Annotated in this window: 28 protein-coding genes and 2 tRNA genes; 10 read left to right on the top strand and 20 right to left on the bottom strand. The window is 65.5% G+C overall.

The genetic code is table 11. The features are described from left to right. The first annotated feature begins 109 nt into the window (after window positions 1–109). The 8 genes from ACFQ2S_RS00975 (at window position 110) to ACFQ2S_RS00940 (ending at window position 6,457) form a co-directional block, all read left to right on the top strand. Window positions 110–1,303 carry a tyrosine-type recombinase/integrase gene (locus ACFQ2S_RS00975; protein WP_386071964.1) on the top strand — a complete coding sequence of 398 codons (1,194 nt, stop codon included), beginning with the start codon at window positions 110–112 and terminating at the stop codon, window positions 1,301–1,303. Then, window positions 1,303–1,899, top strand: a complete 597-nt coding sequence (locus tag ACFQ2S_RS00970; RefSeq protein ID WP_386071962.1) for a hypothetical protein — start codon at window positions 1,303–1,305, stop codon at window positions 1,897–1,899. Before ACFQ2S_RS00975 ends, ACFQ2S_RS00970 begins: the two co-directional genes overlap by 1 nt. Window positions 1,900–2,017: 118 nt before the next feature. Further along, window positions 2,018–2,212, top strand: coding sequence for a helix-turn-helix transcriptional regulator (locus ACFQ2S_RS00965; RefSeq protein WP_386071960.1), 195 nt, complete (start codon window positions 2,018–2,020; stop codon window positions 2,210–2,212). A gap of 2 nt (window positions 2,213–2,214) precedes the next feature. Further along, window positions 2,215–2,619 (top strand): winged helix domain-containing protein, encoded by a 405-nt coding sequence (locus ACFQ2S_RS00960; protein ID WP_386071958.1) that lies wholly within the window; start codon window positions 2,215–2,217, stop codon window positions 2,617–2,619. Between the two features lie 91 nt (window positions 2,620–2,710). Beyond that, the gene (locus ACFQ2S_RS00955) at window positions 2,711–3,592 is read left to right on the top strand and encodes a DUF7146 domain-containing protein (RefSeq protein WP_386071956.1); all 882 of its coding nucleotides are present in this window, start codon (window positions 2,711–2,713) and stop codon (window positions 3,590–3,592) included. Then, entirely contained in the window at window positions 3,589–5,085 is a 1,497-nt protein-coding gene (locus ACFQ2S_RS00950; protein WP_386071954.1) for a YfjI family protein, read from the top strand. The genes ACFQ2S_RS00955 and ACFQ2S_RS00950 overlap by 4 nt, the downstream gene beginning before the upstream one ends. A 493-nt stretch (window positions 5,086–5,578) precedes the next feature. Next, entirely contained in the window at window positions 5,579–5,956 is a 378-nt protein-coding gene (locus tag ACFQ2S_RS00945; protein WP_386071952.1) for a Rap1a/Tai family immunity protein, read from the top strand. Between the two features lie 36 nt (window positions 5,957–5,992). Next, window positions 5,993–6,457 (top strand): HGGxSTG domain-containing protein, encoded by a 465-nt coding sequence (locus ACFQ2S_RS00940; protein ID WP_386071950.1) that lies wholly within the window; start codon window positions 5,993–5,995, stop codon window positions 6,455–6,457. Between the two features lie 131 nt (window positions 6,458–6,588). Here the strand turns inward: ACFQ2S_RS00940 and ACFQ2S_RS00935 are convergent. The 12 genes from ACFQ2S_RS00935 to murA all read right to left on the bottom strand — a co-directional run bounded on the left by ACFQ2S_RS00935 (window position 6,589) and on the right by murA (window position 14,384). After that, a tRNA-Phe gene (locus tag ACFQ2S_RS00935) sits at window positions 6,589–6,663 on the bottom strand. A gap of 77 nt (window positions 6,664–6,740) precedes the next feature. Further along, window positions 6,741–6,917 (bottom strand): DNA gyrase inhibitor YacG, encoded by a 177-nt coding sequence (locus tag ACFQ2S_RS00930; protein ID WP_386071948.1) that lies wholly within the window; start codon window positions 6,915–6,917, stop codon window positions 6,741–6,743. After that, the gene (locus tag ACFQ2S_RS00925; protein WP_386071946.1) at window positions 6,914–7,957 is read right to left on the bottom strand and encodes a ribonuclease E/G; all 1,044 of its coding nucleotides are present in this window, start codon (window positions 7,955–7,957) and stop codon (window positions 6,914–6,916) included. Before ACFQ2S_RS00925 ends, ACFQ2S_RS00930 begins: the two co-directional genes overlap by 4 nt. Beyond that, window positions 7,954–8,532: a Maf family protein gene (locus ACFQ2S_RS00920; protein ID WP_386071945.1), complete on the bottom strand. Its 579-nt coding sequence runs from the start codon at window positions 8,530–8,532 to the stop codon at window positions 7,954–7,956. Before ACFQ2S_RS00920 ends, ACFQ2S_RS00925 begins: the two co-directional genes overlap by 4 nt. A gap of 9 nt (window positions 8,533–8,541) precedes the next feature. After that, window positions 8,542–8,760, bottom strand: a complete 219-nt coding sequence (gene infA, locus ACFQ2S_RS00915) for a translation initiation factor IF-1 (protein WP_037209844.1) — start codon at window positions 8,758–8,760, stop codon at window positions 8,542–8,544. 76 nt (window positions 8,761–8,836) lie between these two features. Then, a complete protein-coding gene (locus tag ACFQ2S_RS00910; protein ID WP_386071942.1) occupies window positions 8,837–9,736 on the bottom strand; it encodes a carbon-nitrogen hydrolase family protein in 900 nt (299 codons plus the stop codon). After that, entirely contained in the window at window positions 9,733–10,320 is a 588-nt protein-coding gene (locus ACFQ2S_RS00905) for a GNAT family N-acetyltransferase (RefSeq protein WP_386071941.1), read from the bottom strand. The genes ACFQ2S_RS00910 and ACFQ2S_RS00905 overlap by 4 nt, the downstream gene beginning before the upstream one ends. After that, window positions 10,317–10,781 (bottom strand): arsenate-mycothiol transferase ArsC, encoded by a 465-nt coding sequence (locus ACFQ2S_RS00900; protein ID WP_386071939.1) that lies wholly within the window; start codon window positions 10,779–10,781, stop codon window positions 10,317–10,319. The genes ACFQ2S_RS00905 and ACFQ2S_RS00900 overlap by 4 nt, the downstream gene beginning before the upstream one ends. Before the next feature lie 2 nt (window positions 10,782–10,783). Then, entirely contained in the window at window positions 10,784–11,269 is a 486-nt protein-coding gene (locus ACFQ2S_RS00895; protein WP_386071937.1) for a UPF0262 family protein, read from the bottom strand. Continuing rightward, the gene (gene hisD / locus ACFQ2S_RS00890; RefSeq protein ID WP_386071935.1) at window positions 11,266–12,576 is read right to left on the bottom strand and encodes a histidinol dehydrogenase; all 1,311 of its coding nucleotides are present in this window, start codon (window positions 12,574–12,576) and stop codon (window positions 11,266–11,268) included. Before hisD ends, ACFQ2S_RS00895 begins: the two co-directional genes overlap by 4 nt. A 67-nt stretch (window positions 12,577–12,643) precedes the next feature. Then, on the bottom strand, window positions 12,644–13,120 hold the full coding sequence (locus ACFQ2S_RS00885) for a DUF2948 family protein (protein ID WP_386071933.1): 477 nt from the start codon (window positions 13,118–13,120) through the stop codon (window positions 12,644–12,646). Beyond that, a complete protein-coding gene (murA, locus tag ACFQ2S_RS00880) occupies window positions 13,113–14,384 on the bottom strand; it encodes a UDP-N-acetylglucosamine 1-carboxyvinyltransferase (protein ID WP_386071931.1) in 1,272 nt (423 codons plus the stop codon). The genes ACFQ2S_RS00885 and murA overlap by 8 nt, the downstream gene beginning before the upstream one ends. 331 nt (window positions 14,385–14,715) lie before the next feature. Here murA and ACFQ2S_RS00875 point away from each other — a divergent pair. Beyond that, window positions 14,716–14,790, top strand: a tRNA-Thr gene (locus tag ACFQ2S_RS00875). Window positions 14,791–14,903: 113 nt separating this feature from the next. Here ACFQ2S_RS00875 and ACFQ2S_RS00870 read toward each other — a convergent pair. The 5 genes from ACFQ2S_RS00870 to ACFQ2S_RS00850 form a co-directional block, all read right to left on the bottom strand. Beyond that, on the bottom strand, window positions 14,904–15,647 hold the full coding sequence (locus ACFQ2S_RS00870; RefSeq protein ID WP_386071929.1) for a phosphatase PAP2 family protein: 744 nt from the start codon (window positions 15,645–15,647) through the stop codon (window positions 14,904–14,906). A gap of 50 nt (window positions 15,648–15,697) precedes the next feature. Further along, window positions 15,698–15,880, bottom strand: coding sequence for a PLD nuclease N-terminal domain-containing protein (locus ACFQ2S_RS00865; RefSeq protein ID WP_386071928.1), 183 nt, complete (start codon window positions 15,878–15,880; stop codon window positions 15,698–15,700). A 91-nt stretch (window positions 15,881–15,971) separates the two neighbouring features. Further along, window positions 15,972–16,232 (bottom strand): DUF7218 family protein, encoded by a 261-nt coding sequence (locus ACFQ2S_RS00860; protein ID WP_386071926.1) that lies wholly within the window; start codon window positions 16,230–16,232, stop codon window positions 15,972–15,974. Between the two features lie 13 nt (window positions 16,233–16,245). Next, window positions 16,246–16,443: a hypothetical protein gene (locus ACFQ2S_RS00855; protein WP_386071925.1), complete on the bottom strand. Its 198-nt coding sequence runs from the start codon at window positions 16,441–16,443 to the stop codon at window positions 16,246–16,248. Window positions 16,444–16,992: 549 nt separating this feature from the next. Continuing rightward, a complete protein-coding gene (locus ACFQ2S_RS00850) occupies window positions 16,993–17,352 on the bottom strand; it encodes a hypothetical protein (RefSeq protein WP_386071924.1) in 360 nt (119 codons plus the stop codon). 90 nt (window positions 17,353–17,442) lie between these two features. On the opposite strand from ACFQ2S_RS00850, the gene ACFQ2S_RS00845 reads away from it, so the two are divergent. Further along, on the top strand, window positions 17,443–18,171 hold the full coding sequence (locus tag ACFQ2S_RS00845) for a Crp/Fnr family transcriptional regulator (protein ID WP_386071982.1): 729 nt from the start codon (window positions 17,443–17,445) through the stop codon (window positions 18,169–18,171). A gap of 31 nt (window positions 18,172–18,202) precedes the next feature. Here the strand turns inward: ACFQ2S_RS00845 and ACFQ2S_RS00840 are convergent, their stop codons facing one another. Genes ACFQ2S_RS00840 through ACFQ2S_RS00830 form a run of 3 tightly spaced genes read right to left on the bottom strand, consistent with a single transcriptional unit; the run spans window position 18,203 to window position 20,630 of the window. Continuing rightward, complete coding sequence (locus ACFQ2S_RS00840) at window positions 18,203–18,991, bottom strand: metallophosphoesterase family protein (RefSeq protein WP_386071922.1); 789 nt, start codon at window positions 18,989–18,991, stop codon at window positions 18,203–18,205. Further along, complete coding sequence (locus ACFQ2S_RS00835) at window positions 18,991–20,040, bottom strand: diacylglycerol/lipid kinase family protein (RefSeq protein WP_386071920.1); 1,050 nt, start codon at window positions 20,038–20,040, stop codon at window positions 18,991–18,993. Before ACFQ2S_RS00835 ends, ACFQ2S_RS00840 begins: the two co-directional genes overlap by 1 nt. Further along, window positions 20,037–20,630: a PRC-barrel domain-containing protein gene (locus ACFQ2S_RS00830; protein WP_386071918.1), complete on the bottom strand. Its 594-nt coding sequence runs from the start codon at window positions 20,628–20,630 to the stop codon at window positions 20,037–20,039. The genes ACFQ2S_RS00835 and ACFQ2S_RS00830 overlap by 4 nt, the downstream gene beginning before the upstream one ends. Window positions 20,631–20,659 lie beyond the last annotated feature (29 nt).

Here is a 20,659-nt window from a genome sequence, read left to right as displayed (position 1 = left end):
GTGCCTACCCGTCCGGGATTGTCTTGCCGTGTCCGCCCCGATCCAGTAAGCAAGGGTGGATAGGGGGGTGGATACAGTCACCGCCTGTTACACCAAGAGGCGGCGACCCATGCGAGCACGCAATCGGCTTTCACCGGCATTTGTTCGAAACGCCCCGTTGGGCAAACATTGCGACGGCGCTGGGCTATGGTTTGTGAAGCGCGAGGATGGCGGCGCGCAATGGTTCCTGCGTGTCACCGTTCACGGCAGGCGGCGGGAAATGGGCCTGGGCGGCTTTCCCGAGGTGTCTTTGGCGCAGGCGCGTGAGACTGCCGACCGATGGCGGGCGGTGGCGAAGGCGGGGCGCGACCCGGTTAAGGAGCGGGAGCGTCAGGCGCGCGAGGCGGCGCGGGCTGATACCACCTTGAAGGCTGTTGCGACTGAAGCATTTGAGGCCCGCAAAGCCGAATTGAAGGGTGACGGGAAGGCAGGGCGCTGGTTCTCACCCTTGCAACTTCACGTCCTGCCAAAGCTGGGCGGCGTGCCAATCGATGAACTCGACCAACGGGACATTCGCGACACGCTCGCCCCCATTTGGCACACAAAGGCCGAGACGGCGCGAAAAGCCCTGAACAGGCTCGGAATTGTGCTGCGCCACGGCGCGGCGATGGGCTTGGACGTTGATTTGCAGGCGACGGAAAAGGCCAAGGCGCTTCTTGGAAAATCGCGGCACGAGGCAAAGAACATTCCGGCGATGCCGTGGGCCGAAGTGCCCGACTTCTACGCCAGCCTTTCAGAACCGACCCCGACCCACCTTGCCTTGCGGCTCCTGATATTGACCGGCGTTCGCACCGGGCCGCTGCGGCACCTGCGCCTTGACCAGATAGAGGGCGACGTGTGGACGATACCAGGGGAGGCCATGAAAGGCCGCAGGGGGCAGACACCAGATTTCCGTGTCGCCCTTTCAGCCGAAGCGCTGCGCGTCATAGACGCCGCGCGCCCGTTTGAACGCGACGGCTTCCTTTTCGCCAACACTCGCAAGGGCGTGATTAGCGACATGACGCTTTCGCGGCATATGGAACGGCGCGGATTGGAAGCCCGCCCGCACGGCTTCCGTAGCAGCCTGCGCGATTGGCTTGCCGAGGCAACCGACGCCCCGCACGAAGTGGCCGAGGCCATGCTCGCACACGTTACAGATAGTAGCGTGGTGCGGGCTTACCGACGCACCGATTTCTTGGAGCAGCGCCGTGTGTTGGCTGAACGCTGGGCAAGCCATGTGACCGGCGGCGCTGGACGTGTCGTGAAGTTGGCAGGGGCGGGCTGATGGCTGGAGAAGAGAAACCCGACCGGGCCTGCGACAATCGCGACTCTGCGACACAGGCGGGGAAAACGCGCAAAGTTCGCGGACTCCTGGATATTGTTGTTGCCGAAGCCGAAGGCGTTGAGTGGCAGTTTGACCTCGCGAGTGACGACCCTCTTTCTGGAATCGGCCTTGGCCTCTGGGCATCGCCGCGCGCGAGGGAACTGGTAGTCAAAGGGTTGCTTTTCGAGCGCTGGCTACAATTGGAAGAGGAAATTAAGCGTTTGAAGCGGCCTGCTGGCAGGCCGAAGGCATTCGACGGGCCATTAAGCAACATCGACGCCCAGCGAGCGTTCGCTTTGTGGGAGTTTGCGCACCGCCTGGGCGCGGGCATCAAAAAAAGACCTTTCGACCCGAGCATAGGCGTTGGAATTACCACACGCGCGCTGATCGGTCTTGCGAAGATAGTGGAGGCCGACCTTAGTCCCGACATCAAGCCTTTGTTTCCAAGCATGACTTCTGACGCCACGCTGGAACAAAGCGTTTCAAGGGGGCGGGCTGCGCTTGGCATTGACGAGCGATGGCGCTCGAAAACTTGTGAAAAATTGGCGGAAATTTAACCCAAACGACTAGGGAATACGACATAGGCTAGGGCAGGACCATCCGGTGCAATTCGGATGGCCCAGCGCAAGACCGGCCGCGCACCCACAGGGCCATTCGCATCTGACAGGATGTGACATGACCGACACGACCTTTCACGGCGAACGGTACCTGACCTTGCGGGAGCTGTCCGCCAAGCTGGGCGGACGCTCGCGAAGTGCGATTTACGGCGACCTTGTGGCGGGCCGACTGCCTCAGCCGATCAAGCTGGGCGGGCGGGTATACTGGCCCGAGGGCGCGCTTGACGCCTTCCTTCGCGGGGAGGTGGCGTAACGATGCGAACCAATGAAAACCCCGGCGCGCTGGCGGGCGCGACCGGGGCGAGAATGCCTAACCAAGAGACCGCGGAAGGCACCCGCACAATAGCACGAAGCCCCCGCAAAACTAAAGCGGGAACTCCCTACCGCATCACGCCCAGCGCGGGCGGCGACCCCTTCCGCATCGTTGTATGTGGGCGCGACCGCTGGGCACTCGATCAACTGCGCAAGGCCGGGGCCAAGGGCTGTACGCCCATCAACAACCCCGCGCCGCGTTGGAGTGCCTATGTGTTCAACCTGCGCGAACTCGGGGTGCCGATTGATACTATTCACGAACCGCACGGCGGCGAGTTTTCAGGCACCCATGCGCGCTATGTCTTGCGCGGCCAGGCAACGCCCGACTGGAAAGGGGGTGCGGCATGAACCGGATGCAGATTCGTTTGCTGATGCATCGCTTCGCCATGACCGAGGCCCAGGCCCAGGCGCTCGCGGCTCTGATTTGGGGGGTAGGCCAATGACGGACGCGCGCGACCTTACCTCTGCCTTGGGTGGGCGCTGGTATGGCCGGTATGGTGCCGCGCCCTGCCCCGTTTGCCAGCCCGAGGGCAGCAAGGGGCAGAACGCTCTGACGCTGACCGATGGCCGCGCTGGGCTGCTGGCACATTGCAAGAAATCGCATTGCGCTTTCGCGGACATTCTAGCGGCGGCAGGCGTCATGCCGGGAGACTACAGCCTTCCTGACCCCGCTACCGTCGCCCAGCGCGAAGCTGACCGGCGGGCAGGAGCGGAGAAACGGGCACGGCAGGCCGAACGATGCTGGCTTGAAGCACAGCCCATCATGGGCACGCTGGCGGAAACCTATCTGCGGGGGCGGGCTATCGCCTGCCCCCTGCCAGAAACCCTGCGCTTTCATCCCGAATGCTGGCACGGGCCGACCGCTTCGCGGCACCCCGCGCTAGTCGCTCTGGTGGAGGGCGGCGAAGGCTTCGCAGTACATCGCACCTATTTGCGCCCGGACGGCACAGGCAAGGCTGCCGTCAGCCCTGACAAGGCGATGCTAGGTCGCTGCGCTGGCGGCGCTGTGCGGTTCACAGAGGCCCCCGGGCCGCTGGCCGTGGCGGAGGGTATCGAAACCGCTCTGTCGCTTGCCTGCGGGCTGCTAGGCCGCCCTGCGGCTATCTGGGCGACTCTAAGCACAAGCGGGATGCGCGCCCTGCGCCTGCCCCCGGAACCTGGGCGATTAACCATTGCCTCGGACGGCGACACCGCAGGCCGCGACGCCGCACACGCCCTGGCCGAACGGGCGCACTTGGCGGGCTGGGCAGTGTCGCTGCTGCCCGCGCCGGAAGGCCGCGACTGGAACGACATTATCAACAAGAAAGGGGAAGCCGCATGAACGCCCCCGAACCTATCCCGTTCACGCCCGAGGGACCGCAACCGCTGGTGCGGGAAGTTGCCCCCGGCGCAGCCTACCCGGTTGCCCACCTGGGGCCGCTGCGCGCCGCAGTCGAGGCGGTGCAGGGGATGGCGCAGGCCCCTGTCGCCATTCCCGCCGCATCGGCTCTAACGGTGGCATCGCTGGCCGTACAAGGCTTTGCAGACGTGGAGACACTTGGCGGGCCGCGCCCGGTGTCGCTCTACGCGCTGACCATTGCACGTTCGGGCGAACGGAAATCGAGCTGCGACGGGCCGTTGATGGCTGCGCTGCGCGATTATGAGCGGGAACAATCCCGCGCCCAGCGCGACGCTCAGGCAAGCTGGCAGAACGCGCACGCCATTTGGAAGGGCGAACGTGACCGCATTCTTGCCGACGCGAGAAAGAGCAAGGGTGAGAAACGGACGGCGGCCCAGGCGGATCTAAACGCGCTGGGGCAGGAACCCGCCGCGCCGCCCAGCGCCGACCGCACGGTAACGGAACCAACATTCGAGGGGCTGACCCGGCTATTCGCAACCGGGCAACCGTCGCTTGGGATTTTTAGCGACGAGGGCGGGCAGTTTCTCGGGGGGCACGCCATGAACAGCGACAACCGGCAAAAGACGCTCGCGGCGCTGAATAACCTCTGGCAAGGCAATCCGATACAGCGCACGCGGGCAGGCGACGGACACGCCACGCTTTACGGGCGGCGCTTGGCCGTGCATCTGATGGCGCAACCCTCCGTCGCGCGTGCCTTCATGGCTGACCGCATGGCGGCGGATACGGGCTTTCTGCCCCGGTTCCTGATTTGCGAGCCGCCCAGCGCCATCGGGACGCGGTTTTACGCAAACGCCCAAAGCGATAACGGTGCGCTGGGCGCGTTCGGGCGAAGGCTGCGTGCGGTTCTCGATATGCCTCTGCCGATGGATGAGGAAACTCGCGAACTGTCACCCAGGACACTGCCGTTGGCCCCTGAGGCGCGTGAGTTGTTGGTGCGGTTTTCCGATGCCATTGAGAAGGAACAAGCCGCCAACGGGGAACTCGCGCACGTCACGGGCTACGCCAGCAAGTCAGCCGAGCAGGCCGCGCGCATAGCGGGCGTACTGGCGCTTTGGCGTGACTTGGAGGCCCCCGCCATCTCAGCGCAAGAGATGGGCGACGGCATCGCGCTCGCGCAATTCTATCTTGGCGAAGCCGTGCGGCTGGCAGACGCGGCAACCGTCAGTCACGAAATCGACCGTGCCGAAGCCTTGCGGAAATGGCTGCTAGAGAGTTGGCCGCATCCAGAAATCATGGTGCGGGACGTGGTGCGGCGCGGGCCGAACGCGCTAAGGGAAAGCCCCAAGGCCCGCGCTGCGTTGGGCATCTTGCAACGGCATGGGTGGCTTGCCCTGCTGGAACGAGGATCAGTGGTGCGCGATGCCGCGCGGGCGGAAGCGTGGCGCATCGTGAAGGGGGGCGGCGATGTGGTTTGACGTACAAGCCGCGCTGGCCGAAATCGAGGGCGAGAGGATACTCGCTCTCGATGCCGACCTGCCTGCGACTTCCGCGACACCTGCGACAAAGCCCGCCCGTGTCGCAGTTGTCGCAAGTGTCGCAAGGCCCCCGGCGCGGCGTCACGGTGTCGATACGCCCGAAGTCGCGGCCCCGGCGTTGTGTGCCGTTTGTGGCGTGGCTGATTGGCGTGTGAGCCTGACGGAGCCTGATGGGCGGAAGTTGCATGTGGCTTGCTCTGGGCCACTCGACCCGGACGAGGTGGCGCGCACACCGAAGGCTATCGAAGCCGTATGGAATGAAGCTGAAGTCTTGGCGACGAGGGGTGAGCAGTGACGGTGTCCACCAGAAACTCAGGAGGGCTGGGTGGCGAGGGTGCTTCGGTGTCATGTGGTGCCGTGTGTTGCCGACCTCGACACATGTGCATAGTGGTTGGTGCACTATTGCCCAGGCTTACGCTAACGGAGACGCTCGATGAACTGGTCTAACCTGATGGTTTTAGGTCTTGCCATGATTTCTGCATCGCCAGTCACGGGCGAGACAGCCGGAGAGTTTATCGGGCATTGTGAAAAGGCTTTGCGTTCGGACTTCGTTTCTAATGTCGACCTCCTGGACGCTGGAATGTGCATGGGCCGAGTTTCTGGCGTATCCGATTTGATGATGATCAATTGTTTGCTGGCATTGGATCAAGGAACCGTGATGCCTCCGCACGTTGCCGCTAGAGCTGAAACGACCTTGAATGCCAAGATGGCAGCCGTCGTGAATTTTGGGCGAGACAATCCCCAGATGTGGAGTGGTCCACCTTCGGCCTTAGTGGCCGCTGCTCTTGCCCAAACTTGGCCCTGTCGGTAGCTCTGTGACTGGAGGTGTTTGGCGGTCCGGTGTCCAATGAAAACGGGGGCCGATCTGCGCACTTTGCGGAAAGCGCGGGGCTTCGGCTTGCGCGAACTGGCAAGGCGCGCTGGCATCACACACAAGGCGCTTCAATATTGGGAGGCAAAGGCCACGCTTGACCCCCGAGGCTATGCCGTGAAGGCGATTGCGCAAGCGCTCGGGGCTGAACTTGTGGGTGGCGAATTTCTAGATCCGTTCGCGCGCGCGCGTCATGGGGTCTTATCTAAACTAGACGATTTTAGCTCATTCCCGGAACCCGTCGCCAAGTCCCGGCGTATGCCTTGCAACGCGCGCACGCGGAAGGGCACGCCTTGCCGCGCGAAATCCGAACCCAGCAAAAGCCGTTGCCGCCTTCATGGGGGAAAGAGCACCGGACCGCGAACGCCCGAGGGTAGGGCGAAGATAGCCGAAGCCCAGCGCAAACGGTGGGAGCGCTGGCGGGAAGAACGAGGTAAGTGAGCAAATTTTGTCAGGCCCCAAAATGCGCCTGATATGCCCTCCACCGGCACGCAAAGGGTGTATATTTGGGTGGATAGGTCTCTGCTAATGCGAAAAAAGCAACGCAATTTCAATGTCTTGCTTGGTTGTAATGGTGCCCGGGGGCGGAATCGAACCACCGACACGAGGATTTTCAATCCACTGCTCTACCCCTGAGCTACCCGGGCACGGGAACGCTGTTAGCGTTGGGTTTGCGCCTTCTAGACGGGCGGCATGGCATAGTCCAGAGGCTGTGGGCAAAAAATCAGTGGATATTTCCCGGAGGTTCGGCGGGGTCGTTTGGGGGCTCTTCAGGAGCTTCGTCGGTCGGGATTGCGTAGCGGCCATTCAGCCACCGAGCGAGGTCGATATCGGCGCAGCGTTTGGAGCAGAAGGGGCGGAACGAGTCGGCGGTTGGGGCAGCGCAGATCGGACAAGTCATTGGAGAACCTCCAGAATGGCCTGGTCCAGCGGAAGGCGTTCGCGTTTGCGTTGGGCCTCGAAATGGCCGAGCGGGGTCCAGCCGACCAGGGCGGTCTCGATCGGATCGGTGCGGAAGGCGCTGCGCAGGGCCTGATCGACCTGCCGGCGGTCCTTCTTGGAGAGCGGTGCGAAGTCGATGACAATCTGTCCGCCAAGGCCGCGCAGGCGCAGCAGGCGGGGCAGGGCGCGGGCGGCTTCCAGGTTGGCCTTGAGCCCGGCGGCGGGAGACGTGTCGGCGCCGGTGTTCACGTCTATGGCCACCAGTGCGCGGGTCGGCTCGATGACGACGGAGCCCCCGCCGGCGAGCGGAATGGAGAAGCGCAGCGCGTCGGCCAGGTCGTCGAGGACGCCGCGCGTCTCGAAACATCCCGGATCGGTGACGATCTCGTCCGGCGTGCCCCACTCGCGCCAGGCCAGCGCATGGGCATCGGGCGCATCGAGCAGGAGTTCGGCCGCGGAGCCTTCGGCGCCGGTGATCGCCTCCGCGAGGCTGCGCATCTCGGCGATGTCCTCGACGATCTCGGCCTCGGGAGCCGACTCTGCCTCCGAGCGGAGGATCAGGCCGTAAGGGCAGCCTTCCATGAGCTCTTCTGTGAGCGTGCGCAGCTCGGCGCGCCGCTCTTCGTCCCGGATCTGACGTGACAGGTTCAGTCCCGGAGCGTCCGGCGTGACGATGGCGTATTTGGACTTGAAGAGCAGCTTGGGCGTGAGCGGGATGGCCTTGCCCGGTTCGGGATGGCCGGTGACCTGCACCAGCACCGGCTGGCCCGGCACCAGGCCTTTGGGCGCGCGCAGGTAGCCCTTGCCTTCGGGCAGGCGGACGAAGACGCCGCCCTGCCCCTTCATCGGGCGCTCGACAATTCCGCGTAGGATGGCGCCGGCCGGAAATGGGGCATCGTCAGGCGGGTCGACGATCAGGTCGTGCAATTGCCCGTCGCGCACCAACGCCGCAGCGCGGCGGCCCGCAAGGTGATCGAGGAAGACGCTTGTGCCCTTCATGCCGCGCGCCCGTAGAGCGGGTAGCCAGCCGCCATGAGGAGCCCGGCGGTTTCGGCCAGTGGCAGGCCGACGATGGCGGTGTAGGAGCCGCTGATCCACGGAATGAAAGCGCCGGCGGGCCCCTGAATGGAATAACCGCCCGCCTTGCCCTGCCAATCGCCTGACTCCAGGTAGGCGTTCACTTCCGGATTGCTGAGCATCTTCATGCGAACCGTGCTGACCACGTCGCGCTCCCATATCTTGTCGCCGAACCGGACCGCCACCGCGGTTACGACCCGGTGCCGGCGTCCGGAGAGCGCGTGCAGGAACGACGCTGCCTCTCCGGCATCGGCGGGTTTTCCGTAGATGCGGCGGCCGAGCGCGACGGTGGTGTCTGCGGACAGCACGATCTCTTCGGGGGCGGCCTCGACGGCGCGCGCCTTCTCGATTGCCATCCGGCGGCAATAGGGGCGAGGCTGCTCGCCCTTCGCCGGCGTCTCGTCGATCTCGGGCGGACGGATGTCGTCCGCAACGACGCCAATCTGCGCCAATAGCTCCCGGCGGCGCGGGCTGCCCGAGCCGAGGATCAGCCGCACGCGCCGGCCTTACTTGAAGCGGTAGTTGATCCGACCCTTGGTCAGATCGTAGGGGGTCATCTCGACCTGGACACGGTCGCCTGCCAGAACGCGGATGCGGTTCTTGCGCATCTTGCCTGCCGTGTGCGCGATGATCTCATGGCCGTTTTCAAGCTCGACCCTGAATGTCGCGTTCGGCAGGAGTTCCTTCACGACACCGGGAAATTCGAGCATTTCTTCCTTGGCCATGGTTACTCCAGTTGTTGTTTCCGAAAACTCCCCTAGCGGGAAGTTGACGGTTAAATGCGCTCATCGTAGCGGTAAATCAAGGCCGATTCGGGGCAAGCGCCCTTTGGGTTGCTGCTTCTGCCCTCTGCTGTGCATGTGGCCAGTGCCGCAGGAGCGCCACGCCGCCACTCGCGCGCGTCTGCGCGATCGCCGCGGGATCCACATCACCGATCACCCAGCCCGGCCGGTTGAGCAGACCGGCGGCGATGATGCCGCTCGGCGGGAACGGCCGGTCGGGCGGGCCGAAAAGACCGGCGGCGCCGGTGTTCTCGTCCATGATCTCGCAGCCGGGGACCGGGCCCACGGTCTGGGAAAGCACGGTAACGCGCTGCCCTTCGAGGGCGCGGGCACGGGCGGCGATGTGCACGCGGCTGTGCCCGGTCAGCGCCTCGGTGCAGGAGGGGATCAGCAGCAGGTCGACGGCAAGTGCCTCGGCCTGGGCGGGAAATTCGCTGTCATAGCAGATCAGCACGCCGATCCTGCCGAACTCGGTGTCGAAGGTGGTCAGCGGATCGCCCGGTTCAAGGTCGGTATTCTGCTCTTCCCAGGGGGTGAGGACCTGCTTGTCCTGCCAGCCCATGCGGCCGTCGGGCGTATGGAACGTCGTCCGGTTTACCAGCCGACCTTCGGCTCGCGTCGGCAGCGAACCTCCAAGAATGTGCACGCGGTAGCGCCGTGCGAGGTCTGCATGCAACTCCGCGAGGGCCGGTGCCGCGCGTGCGGCGGCCTCGCAGGCCTCTGCCGTGCCGATGACATCCGGGGCGCCGATCAGCGCCGCGTCCATGCCGCCGTATTCCGGGAAGACGAGCAGTTCGCCCCCGGCGCCTGCGGCCTCGGCCACCCAGCGTTCGAGTTTTGTGGCGAGCGCGTCCATGTCGGGCAGGCGCTCGACGGGATAAGCCGCCGCGGCGACGCGGATCTTTCGGGCGAGAGTCATAGTATTCGGGTCCAGACCTGCAGGTGTTTCGAGGTTTCGGTGTCCTGGTCCACGTCCTTCCAGTGGAAGCGGGCCATCGCGCCGGGCACCGTTTCATATCCGCGCGAGCGCCAGAATGGATCGAGCGGGCGAAAGCCGGTCGGGCGGAGCGGGTGGCCGGCGGGGCGGATCACGGCGCAAAAGGCCGAGACCTTGCGGCCGAGCGTCCGGGCGTGGGCTTCGCGCAGGTCGAAGAAGCGATGGCCGATGCCACGGCCGCGATAGTCCGGTAGAAGCACGCTCTCCGCGCAGTAGAAGATGTCGGTCAGCGGAAGGCCCGTCTCGGCCATCGGTGCGGCGAAGTCGTCGGCGTGGTCCTCCATCGGCGCGCCGGTCGCGGCGCCGACGAGGCGGTCGCCGTCGAAGGCCCCGACCAGAATCGCGCCGGGGCTGTCCGCATAGGTCTCGAGGTAGCGCCGCTCGTAGATGCGGTCGCCGTCGTAGAGATAAGGGAAGTCCCGGAAGACCCGGATGCGGAGGTCGGCAAGCGCGTCGAGCGCGGCGCGTACGGCCGGCCCTACAAGCGGGCGCAGCTCAACGCTCATGCGGTGCCCTGAGAGGTCGGCGGGCCGAAGCGGTCGACCATGCGGTCGATGATCTGGTCGCGGGACTGACGGTAGCGGGCAAGCTTGGCATCGCGTGTCTCGCCCAGCCCCGTCGGGTCCATGATCGGCCAGTATTCCACGTCGAGATGGTAATATCGGGTCAATTCCAGCGCCTTGCGCTGGCTGGCTGGCGACAGGGCGACGATCAGTTCGAACCCACCAAGGTCGTCGCCCCAATCCTGCATCTCGTCGAAGCTGCGGGAGCGGTGGCGCGACAGCTCAACGTCCATCTCCTGGCAGACCGCGATGCAGAAGCCGTCGATCTCAAGATCGTTCTTCACGCCGGCGGACTGGATGTAGAAGGAATGACCGTAATAGAGCTTGGCGATTCCCTCCGCCATCGGCGACCGGACGGCGTTGTGGTCGCAGGTGAACAGGACAGAGGCAGGGAAAACGCCCATCCTCAGACCCCGAAATGCAGCACGCAGATCAGGGTGAAAAGGCGTCGCGCGGTGTCGATATCGACCTCGGCCTTGCCCTCCAGCCGCTCCTGCAGCACCCGGGCGCCTTCATTGTGGATGCCGCGCCGGGCCATGTCGATCGCCTCGATCTGGCTGGGCGGCATGGTCTTCACGGCGGAGAAATAGCTCTCGCAAATCTGGAAGTAATCCTTCACGACCTGCCGGAAGGGCCCGAGCGAAAGGTGGAACTCGCCGACCTTCTTCTTGTCCTCGGTGGCGATGTCGAACACCAGCCGCCGGTCGCGGATCGCCAGCGCCAGCCGGAACGGCCCGGTGGGCGGAGGGCCGTCATCGCGGGCGGGCAGGGCGAAACTGTTGTCCTCGAGCAGGTCGAACACGGCGACCTGACGCTCCTGCGCGATCTCGGGAGTTGGCGGGGCGAGATGGCTGTCGTCGATCTCGATATGGCAGATGCGGGACGGGCTCATGAGGTTTCCTCGTTCAGCCGGTCGAGCCGGGCACGGACGGAGAGGCCATGCGCCTCGAGGCTCTCGGATTTCGCAAGGGTCTCGGCCGCCGGACCGATGGCCGCGAGCGCGCCGGGGCTCATGCGGGCCAGCGTGGTGCGCTTCAGGAAGTCGAGCACCGAAAGACCGCTGGAGAACCGGGCGGAGCGCGCCGTGGGCAGGACGTGGTTCGGCCCGCCGACATAGTCGCCGATGGCCTCGGGCGTCCACTTGCCAAGGAAGATCGCGCCGGCATGGCGGATCTTCGCGGAGAGGACGTCGGTGTCGGCGACGCAGAGCTCGAGGTGTTCGGGCGCAATCCGGTCGGAAAGGGCGGCGGCCTCGTCGAGATCGCGCACCGTGATGACGGCGCCGAAATCGCGCCAGCTCGGCCCCGCGATGGCGCGCCGCTCCAATGTTTCGAGGCGTTTCTCGACCGCCTTGGCCACCGCCCGCCCAAAGGCCGCATCCGGCGTGATCAGGATCGACTGGGCGCTCTCGTCATGTTCGGCCTGGCTCAACAGGTCGACGGCGATCCAGTCGGGATCGTTGTCGGCATCGGCGATCACCAGGATCTCCGATGGGCCGGCGATCATGTCGATCCCGACCTTGCCGAAGACGCGGCGCTTGGCGGCGGCGACATAGGCATTGCCGGGGCCGGTGATCTTGTCGACCGGGGCAATGGTCTGCGTGCCATAGGCCAGCGCAGCGATCGCCTGCGCACCGCCAATCCGGTAGACCGTGTCGACCTCGGCGATGCGCGCGGCCAGCAGAACCAGCGGATTCACGACGCCATCGGGCGTGGGCACGGTGACCACCAACCGCTCTACCCCGGCTACTCGGGCCGGGATCGCGTTCATCAGCACGGAGGAGGGGTAGGAGGCGAGCCCGCCGGGAACATAGAGCCCGGCCGCGGCGACCGGCGTCCAGCGCCAGCCAAGAACGGCGCCCTCCAGGTCCGTCCACTGCGCATCGTCGGGAATCTGTCGGACGTGATAGGCGCGGATGCGCTCGGCGGCCTGTTCGAGCGCGCGACGCTCGGCCACCGGCACACGGGCGCATTCGGCATCTATCTCGGCCTCCGAGAAGGCGAGGGTGTCCGGCGTCAGCGCGAGGCGATCGAAGCGCTCGGTCAGTTCGGTGACGGCGGCGTCGCCGCGCTTGCGCACATCGGCGATGATCGCCGCAACGGCCTCGTCCACATCCGGCGCGTCCTCGCGCTTTGTGGTCAGGAAGGCGGCGAAACGGCTTTCGAAATCGGTGTCGGCGGTATTCAGGAACTGGGGCATGCGTACTCCTCGTCGTCGACCTGATAGCCTCCACCGGCCCGGGTCTCAAGCGAGGGATGCGCGGCGCTCAGTCGCCGTGGGACGGAGCATGCCCGGACGGCGCAGCATAGGGCCGGGTGACGTCGCGAAGCGTGACATTGAGGCACTCGACGTCGAGCGCGATCGCGCCGTCGCCTGCCAGCACCAGAACGACCCGGCCGGTACCGTCCTCGCCGGGCTCGAAGGTGAGCGCCAGGATCGAAAGGACGGTGTCCTCGTCGTCCCGGTCGATGCCCTGCGTGGCCACCTTGAGCACGTCGTCGACCAGAAGCAGGCTCTGCACCCGCTCGTAGGCCCGACCCCGGCGTTCCGCCGCGTCGCGGTCTTCCCAGCGGAACCGGTTGATCAGCATGGCAAAGCGCCGGCGGCCGCTCTCCCAGGTCATTTCCGTGATCGGCAGTACCGCGTCCTGCACCATGGCGGACAGGACCTGCAGATCCTCGGCGTCCGCCGCCGTCAGCGTCACCGCGCGTTCCGCGCCATCTTCGAATGTTGCGTCACTCATCTTCGCTCACCCGCTCGATATGCGCGCCCACGGCGCTCAGTTTATCCTCGACCCGCTCGTAGCCGCGATCCAGGTGATAGACCCGGTTGACCACGGTCTCGCCCTCGGCGCCGAGCGCCGCGAGGATCAGCGAGACGCTGGCGCGCAGATCGGTCGCCATGACCTGGGCGCCCTTGAGCTTGTCGACGCCCGTCACCGTGGCGGTGCCGCCATGCACGTCGATATGCGCGCCCATGCGGATCAGTTCCGGGGCGTGCATGAAGCGGTTTTCGAAGATTCGCTCCTCGAGGACGCTCACCCCCTCGGCGGTGCACATCACGGCCATCATCTGCGCCTGCAGATCGGTCGGAAAGCCGGGGAAGATCTCTGTCACGACATTGACGGCGTTCACCCGCCCGTTTCGGCGCCGTACGATCAGGCCGGTCGGCGTCTCGGTCACGTCGATGCCGCAGGCGTCCAGCTTCTCGCAGAAGGCGCCCAGCAGGTCGATGCGGCCGCCGATCAGTTCGACCTCGCCGCCCGCAATGGCCGGCGCGAGCATGTAGGTGCCGGTCTCGATCCGGTCGGCCACGACGGGGTGAGTCGCGCCGTGCAGGCGGTCGACGCCCTGGATCGTGATCGTGTCGGTGCCCTCTCCCTCGATCTCGGCGCCCATCTTGCGCAGGCACTCCACGAGGTCGACGATCTCCGGTTCGCGCGCGGCGTTGCGCAGCACCGTGGTGCCCTTGGCGAGGGTAGCGGCCATCACCGTGTTTTCGGTCGCGCCGACGGAGGCAAATCGCAACGTGATGTCCGCGCCCTTCAGCCCGCCCGACGTCTTTGCATGCAGATAGCCATCCTTCAGCTCGATCTCTGCGCCCATCGCCTCCAGGGCGGATATGTGAATGTCCATCGGGCGCGCTCCGATGGCGCAGCCACCGGGCAGAGAGACAACAGCATGGCCGTGGCGTGCCAGCAAGGGGCCCAGCACGAGGTTGGAGGCGCGCATCTTGCGGACGATATCGTAGTCGGCGACGTGGTTGTCGGCCTGGTGGCTCGACATCGCGATCACCTTGCCGTCCTGCATGGTCTGCACTTCGGCGCCGAGCGAGCGCAGCAGCGTGGTCATGGTACGGATATCGGACAGCCGCGGCGCATTGGTCAGCGTCAGCGGCTCCTCGCTCAGCAAGGTTGCCGGCATCAGCGTCAGGCAGGCGTTCTTCGCCCCTGAAATGCTGATCTTTCCGTTCAGCGGGCCATTTCCGCGTACAACGATCCTATCCATCCTGCCCTGTCTCCTGCCCCGAATTCGGCCTGTTGTTCTGCGTTGAAGTCGCGCGGGAATCCGCCGCCGTCTCCTGCTCGGATCCGGATGCGCGCACGCGCGCCTGCGCCTTGCGACGATGCAGATTGGCCTTCAATGCCTGTTTCAAACGCTGGTCCCGCTCGGTGCGGGGTCCCGACGTTCCGCTTTTGCTGCCCATGGGGCGCAAATACGCGAGCGCATCTTTCAGGTCCAGCCTCCTGTCGGTCGCCGGAGGTCATATCCTGCGCATTTTGCGAGAATCTGCTTGCGCTCCCCGTCTCGCCCTGTATATCCCCGCCCACGCTTCGGCGCCGCAGTAGCTCAGTGGTAGAGCGCACCCTTGGTAAGGGTGAGGTCGGGAGTTCAATCCTCCCCTGCGGCACCAGAAAACAAGACCTTCCCTGAACAACCGTGAATAGATTTCGAGGCTCGATTGCGATCGGGGCAACGTCAATACTACGTTCCGGTGTGCGATGCCGTCGGCGGGGCGCTCACCGGTCAGTCCATGGGGCCCGGCAGGTCCGCACGGGCAGAGTGCTCTAGTCGGCCGCGACGGGCGAGGAAGCGGGCGACCAGCAGGCAGAGCGCTGCCCAGACCGCGCCGATGATCCAGCCAGCCAGAACGTCTGTCGGCCAGTGCACGCCAAGGTAAACCCGGCTTATCCCGACCAGCATGGCAAGAGCCGCCGCCAGCGACAGCACATAGGCCTTGAGCCGGAACCCGGGCAGGCTGCGCGCAACGATTACGCCGAGGGTGAAATAGACCACCGCCGCCATCAGCGTGTGGCCGGAGGGGAAGCTGGGCGTCACGACGAGGCTGCCGTGCGACACGAGTTCAGGGCGCGCGCGGTCGAAATAGCCCTTGGCGAAGCTGGACAGCAGCATCCCGCCGCCGGTCGAGACCAGCAGGAACAGAGCGGTGCCGAACCGGCGCTTGAGCAGGAAGTAGCCCGTGGTGCCGATGATCGCCAGCGTCAGCACGGCGATGCCTCCGAGCGCCGTCAGGTCTCGGCCCATCTCCTGCAGCCACCACGGGCCGCGCGGCAGGTCGGGATTGATGGGATCCCGCAGGAGCAAAAGCAGCGAAGTGTCGAGGCTGCGGGTATTGCCGTTGAACACCTCGTCCACCAGTTCGGCGAAGGACCAGGCACCGCCGATGATCATCACCAGCAGGGCCAGCGAGGTCAGCTCGACGTTGTGCCAGATCCACCGCAGCGGAGAGGTGAAATGGCTGTGTTTCAAATGACTCCTCCCACGGTGGCGCGCCGAACCCGGGGAGGCGGGTCGGCCGGTTACCTCGGTTGAGTGCGCTCTTTCGGGCCAAGGATCAACCAGGCAATGAAACCGAGGATCGGCAGGAGCACGATGACCAGCGTCCAGAGGACCTTGGTTCCGGTCGAGGCGGTGCTGGTGAGGGTTTTGTAGATCGCATAGATATCCGCGATCATGACAATCAGGCCAAACAGGAATTCCATCGGTATTCTCCGTGGTAGCGTGCGCAGCTGCATGCGGAGTTGGGGTGCAGGCCGCTGAAATGGTTCACTTAATCTGGTTTGGTGCAGCGGCTCAGCTGCGTAGCGCCTCGATCAGTTCGTCCTTCGTCATGGTCGAACGGCCGGAGATGTCGAGTTCCCGTGCGCGGTCCATCAGCTCGTCCTTCGTCCATTCCTCGTAGGGCGGCGACTTTCCGCCCTTTTCGGACGGTGACATCTCGGGGTTGGATTGCGCGTTGGCGATCGCCGCGGCCTTGGACTTGCTATAGCCCTTGTCACGGAGCGCCTCGTATGTGTCGTCGTTCTTCACAGAGGGGCCATGGTCGTTGGCCATCGTCTCACTCCCTTTATTGCGGTGTGGCAGGGGCGGTTGCTTCCGGCGGAGTCATCTGCGCCCCGCCGTCAGGGTCGATCTCATTGTCGGCGGCATTGAACAGGTTGGTGAGGAAGAAGAGCGCGCCGAGCACCACGGCGACGGCAATACCGATGAGGGCAGGGCGGTGCCTGCGCGTCTCCTTGGGGGCGTTGGTGTCGGGAGGGGACATGAATTTCTCCTGGATGTGATCTCCGTCTTCCGATGGGTAACGCACAAGACGGTATCGGGTTCCCCGGCAGGTGCATCGGGCCATTTGCGCGGCGTTAGGCGATCTGGAAGGAGAGCGTTCCCAGACGGCGGCACCGCGAGGCGCAATTAGGGCCTGCCCGGTCCGGATTTGGCAGGCGCAGGAGGCAGGCCACCATCCCGACGGTTTGTCTGGGCGGTGGCCTGAACAGCACCATGACCGACCAGATCAGACGCGTCCCGCTCTTGGTGAGTGCAACTTTCGCAATTGGGACCTAACCAAAGGCGTCTCACCGGCTCGAACGCTGGATCAGTTCGTCGCGCGGTTGCGGGCGGGTGCGGGCTTGCGCGCCCGATCCTTCCAACCAGGGCAAACGGGTTGTGAATCCTTCGCGGCGTGAGGTCTGCCGCAACACCCAGGCACAGGGAACACTGGCGAGCGACAGCGCTTCCAGCTTGGGGTGGCAGATGGGCTGCACTTTGCCCAAGACGGTTCGATCGTCGCCTTGGCGCAGAAACCCGGGCTTTCCCCTCAACCCGCTATCGGGCGGTGGGGGAGGATGCGTTGCAGAAGCGTCGCGAGGTCTTCTGTGGTGAAGGGGATGGGGAGGCGGGTCCAGCCGGGGGGGAGGTCGACGCGGTCACCGGCGCCGGTGACAATCGCGGGCAGGCCCCTGCCGGTGAGCAGGCTGCGAAGCCGATCGTTGCCGATCTCCTCGGACGTGCCGTGGAGCATCACCGCGTCCCAGGCGCTGTCTGCGGCCTCAAGGGCCGCGCAGGCGGCCTCAACTGAAGCGACGATCATTACCTGGGGCAGTTCGAAGACGCCCCTGACAATCTCCGCGATGTCTTCGGCAATCACGATATCGCGTTCGAGAAGGATGAGCTGCATCGGAACCTGAGTGTCAGTGGAACGATGAGGTCTGTGGAACAATAACACGAGGCGCGCATTAAACTGTGACATAGCTGGAGGGACTTCAAGATCAAAACGGATTGCAGGAACTGCCCGCTGAGACGGCTTGAGGTGTTCCATCCGATGAGCACCTCGGAAGTCGATTTCATGCGGAAATTCAAGATGGGCGAGATGGCCGTGGAGGCCGGCACGCCGATCCTGTCGGAGGGTGGCAATGCTCCGCAGATTTACACCGTTCTGAGCGGGATGGGCCTGCGGGCGAAGCTCACCGAATGCGGGCGGCGGCAGGTGATCAACTTCGTCTTTCCCGGAGATTTCATAGGTTTGCAGGCAGGCGTCATGGGCGAGATGACGCATTCGGTGGAGGCGAGCACGGAGATGACACTCTGCGTGTTCGACCGCAAGGCCATCTGGCAGGTATTTCGTGAGCACCCGGAGCGGGCCTTCGACCTGACCTGGCTGGCCGCCATCGAGGAGCATTTCCTCGGCGAGACGCTGTTGACGCTGGGCCAACGGGACGCGTTGCAGGCAGTCGCCTGGGCACTGCACCGGATCGCGCGGCGGGGGCTGAGCCTTGGGCTGATGGAGGCGGGCGTCATGCCGCTGCCCTATCGCCAGCAGGATCTGGCCGACGCGCTCGGCCTGTCGTTGGTGCACACCAACAAGACGCTGGGCAAGCTGCGCGACCGGCAGCTTGCCACCTGGGCCGAGAGCGTGCTGCGCATTCACGACGTGGGTGGGCTGGCGGAGTTGGCGATGGTGGAGAATGACGCGCCTATGCGGCGGCCGTTGATCTGAGACGGCCGGAGCCTTGGTGTCGTTGCGGGGCTCAGGCGCGGCGCCACTCCGGGCCGATGCGGTCGAAGCGTCGCAGGTCGGCGGTTCGGAAAGCAGGGGCGAACCAGGCCATACGGCGCACCTCCACGCCTGCGTCGTCGAAATCCAGCACAGCGAAGTCGTTCGGCTGGCCACGCACCCGGCGGGACAGACTGGTGCCGACCTGCACCTGCAGCAGGTTGCGGTCCTGTTGGCGGGTCACGAAAGGGTCGGCCCGCCATTGGTGCAGATGCCCGGTCAGGATCACTTGAGCGCCGCATTCCGCCAGCGCGCCGGCGGCGGCTGTGGCGTGACGCATCAGGGCCTTGCCGGAATCGGGGAGCTGGTTGAACGGGTGGTGGGCGATCACGACGCCGATGCCACCCGCCTCGCCGAGTGTATCGCAAGCGCGGCGCACGTTGCGGAGACCGATACGGCCGCGCTGCCAGGTGTGCGGATTCACGGTGTTCAGCCCGACCAGCGTCAGCGGCCCGAGCCGCCGCACCGGGCAAAGATCCTCGCAGATGACCTCGCGATAGCGCGCATAAGGGCGAAAGAATCTGTCCCAGAGCTTGTCCAGCGGAACGTCGTGGTTGCCGGGCACGCTGATCCAGGGGGGCGCGAGGCTGTCGAGGAAGGCGCGCGCGGCGCGGAACTGGTGGCGTCGCGCGCGCTGTGTGAGGTCTCCCGAGACGGCGACGATATCGGCTCCTGCGCCGTTGATCGCGTTCCGCAGGGGCTCCAGCAGATCGGGGTGCTCGGTTCCGAAATGCAGGTCTGAGATATGCACGATGCGGTGCATCAGCCGCCGTTTCCGCTCGGGACGATCACGCGCAGGGTCCGGACGGCGTGGCGGATCTGCAGCGGGCTTGCCAGAGCTTGCCGCTCTCCGTCCAGTGCCAGTAGATTCCGGTGGCGGGCTGGGCGGATGACGATCTCTCGCCCGGTGCGCAGGTCGAAATCCTCTGCCTTGCGGGGGCGACGAAGCGCCAGGCGCAGCGCCGCACGAAGCATCGCAATCCGGCTCTCGTTGCGCGACGTGAGCAGCACGAACTCGCCGCGCTCGATCGCTTCGGAGCCGTCCACGCCGAACTGACGGAGCTGGTAGGCGCTGTTGCAGACGAAGGCGAGCGCGGTGCGCAGGTGCAGCTCGGCGCCGTCGATGCGGATCGCGAGGTCGAGCGGGCGCTGCCGGCCAGCCAGTACCGAAAGCACCGAGCTGTAAGCCGCAAGCCGGCTGCGGCCCCAACGGCGATACATGCCCTCGCGCTCGCGCAGGATCGCGGGATAAACGCCGAGGCTGGCGTTGTTGAGAAAAACCCGGCCGTTGACCGTGCCGATGGGCACTTCGCGGATCACGCCGTCGCGCAGGGCGGCAACCGCGTCCTCGGGCTCTTCGGGGATGCCGAGGCCGCGAGCGAAGAAGTTGAACGTACCCTCGGGAAGAATGCCCAGTTCGGCGCCCGCGCCGTGGACGACGCCGGCAAGCGCCGCGATGGTGCCATCGCCACCGGCGGCGATCAGGCGGCCGTAGCCATCGTCAAGGCACTCGCGGGCGGCTTGGACTAGGTCGCTGCCGCGCGTGACGCGGCGCAGGTCTGCACGGACCCCCTGCGCCTTCAGCAGCCTCTCAAGGCGCTCGAAACGCGCGCTGCCGCCGGCGTCCTTGCCGGCGCCGTCGTTGAGGATGACGCAGCTGCGCGGCGCCGTCCGGTCGGCATTTGGCTTGATCGGCTCGCGGCGACTCCTGCTGGAGAAATGGACCTGACGGCGCCCGTCCTGGCCGAGCAGCTGGGGTGCGGCGGGCGCCATTGAAGGCGCCGCGCCAAGGTCCTGCACGGGACGGGTCACTCGCTCCAGCGCTCCATGCCGTTCAGTTCGTCCTCGGTGTAGCCCACTCGGACCTCCTGGACATCCATGGTGTCGCTGCCGACGAGCTCCAGATCTGAGAAGGGCAGGGCGACCGGTTTCTCGCCGATGCCGAGGAACCCGCCGACATCGACGACCACGCGGTTGATCCGACCATCGTCGGTCAGCAAGATCTGCGAGATCTCGCCGACTCGCTCGCCGTCGCCGCCGATCACCCGCATCCCGTCGAGTTTCTCTGCGGTCAGCGGCCCGTCGTCGAAAATCACGGCGCCAGGCGTAGTGACCATGGGCTCGGTGCCTTCGGCACCCGCCGTGGCGCCGGGTTCGGCGGCTTCGGTGTCTACGGCCGGTGCAGTGTCGGCGGTGTCAGACATCGGATCCTGCACCGTCGCGGTGTTGGCAGGCGTCTCGGCCGCGCCGGTTTCGGGGGGCGGCGTCGGGACGGTGCCGGAGTCGGGCATCGTGGACTGAGCCGTGTCGGCTGGAGTGCTTTGGGTCTGCATGTGGCTCTCGGCATAGACGGGCAGGGCCGTCATCATGACGAGGGCTGTGGTGGTGAGGATGTTCCGCATGTCAGCCTCCTTTGTGGCGTCTCCTCCGG

The organism is Tropicimonas aquimaris, assembly GCF_042676185.1.
Lineage (GTDB): Bacteria > Pseudomonadota > Alphaproteobacteria > Rhodobacterales > Rhodobacteraceae > Tropicimonas > Tropicimonas aquimaris.
Note: the sequence above shows the minus strand (reverse complement) of the source record. Positions and strands in the feature narration are given on the sequence as shown.

Bases quoted from the DNA above. Each gene is read 5' to 3' on its own strand.
- ACFQ2S_RS00975 (WP_386071964.1), top strand. From the start codon at position 110: ATGCGAGCACGCAATCGGCTTTCACCGGCATTTGTTCGAAACGCCCCG.
- ACFQ2S_RS00970 (WP_386071962.1), top strand. From the start codon at position 1,303: ATGGCTGGAGAAGAGAAACCCGACCGGGCCTGCGACAATCGCGACTCT.
- ACFQ2S_RS00965 (WP_386071960.1), top strand. From the start codon at position 2,018: ATGACCGACACGACCTTTCACGGCGAACGGTACCTGACCTTGCGGGAG.
- ACFQ2S_RS00960 (WP_386071958.1), top strand. From the start codon at position 2,215: ATGCGAACCAATGAAAACCCCGGCGCGCTGGCGGGCGCGACCGGGGCG.
- ACFQ2S_RS00955 (WP_386071956.1), top strand. From the start codon at position 2,711: ATGACGGACGCGCGCGACCTTACCTCTGCCTTGGGTGGGCGCTGGTAT.
- ACFQ2S_RS00950 (WP_386071954.1), top strand. From the start codon at position 3,589: ATGAACGCCCCCGAACCTATCCCGTTCACGCCCGAGGGACCGCAACCG.
- ACFQ2S_RS00945 (WP_386071952.1), top strand. From the start codon at position 5,579: ATGAACTGGTCTAACCTGATGGTTTTAGGTCTTGCCATGATTTCTGCA.
- ACFQ2S_RS00940 (WP_386071950.1), top strand. From the start codon at position 5,993: ATGAAAACGGGGGCCGATCTGCGCACTTTGCGGAAAGCGCGGGGCTTC.
- ACFQ2S_RS00930 (WP_386071948.1), bottom strand. From the start codon at position 6,917: ATGACTTGTCCGATCTGCGCTGCCCCAACCGCCGACTCGTTCCGCCCC.
- ACFQ2S_RS00925 (WP_386071946.1), bottom strand. From the start codon at position 7,957: ATGAAGGGCACAAGCGTCTTCCTCGATCACCTTGCGGGCCGCCGCGCT.
- infA (WP_037209844.1), bottom strand. From the start codon at position 8,760: ATGGCCAAGGAAGAAATGCTCGAATTTCCCGGTGTCGTGAAGGAACTC.
- ACFQ2S_RS00910 (WP_386071942.1), bottom strand. From the start codon at position 9,736: ATGACTCTCGCCCGAAAGATCCGCGTCGCCGCGGCGGCTTATCCCGTC.
- ACFQ2S_RS00905 (WP_386071941.1), bottom strand. From the start codon at position 10,320: ATGAGCGTTGAGCTGCGCCCGCTTGTAGGGCCGGCCGTACGCGCCGCG.
- ACFQ2S_RS00900 (WP_386071939.1), bottom strand. From the start codon at position 10,781: ATGGGCGTTTTCCCTGCCTCTGTCCTGTTCACCTGCGACCACAACGCC.
- ACFQ2S_RS00895 (WP_386071937.1), bottom strand. From the start codon at position 11,269: ATGAGCCCGTCCCGCATCTGCCATATCGAGATCGACGACAGCCATCTC.
- hisD (WP_386071935.1), bottom strand. From the start codon at position 12,576: ATGCCCCAGTTCCTGAATACCGCCGACACCGATTTCGAAAGCCGTTTC.
- ACFQ2S_RS00885 (WP_386071933.1), bottom strand. From the start codon at position 13,120: ATGAGTGACGCAACATTCGAAGATGGCGCGGAACGCGCGGTGACGCTG.
- murA (WP_386071931.1), bottom strand. From the start codon at position 14,384: ATGGATAGGATCGTTGTACGCGGAAATGGCCCGCTGAACGGAAAGATC.
- ACFQ2S_RS00865 (WP_386071928.1), bottom strand. From the start codon at position 15,880: ATGGAATTCCTGTTTGGCCTGATTGTCATGATCGCGGATATCTATGCG.
- ACFQ2S_RS00860 (WP_386071926.1), bottom strand. From the start codon at position 16,232: ATGGCCAACGACCATGGCCCCTCTGTGAAGAACGACGACACATACGAG.
- ACFQ2S_RS00855 (WP_386071925.1), bottom strand. From the start codon at position 16,443: ATGTCCCCTCCCGACACCAACGCCCCCAAGGAGACGCGCAGGCACCGC.
- ACFQ2S_RS00850 (WP_386071924.1), bottom strand. From the start codon at position 17,352: ATGCAGCTCATCCTTCTCGAACGCGATATCGTGATTGCCGAAGACATC.
- ACFQ2S_RS00840 (WP_386071922.1), bottom strand. From the start codon at position 18,991: ATGCACCGCATCGTGCATATCTCAGACCTGCATTTCGGAACCGAGCAC.
- ACFQ2S_RS00830 (WP_386071918.1), bottom strand. From the start codon at position 20,630: ATGCGGAACATCCTCACCACCACAGCCCTCGTCATGATGACGGCCCTG.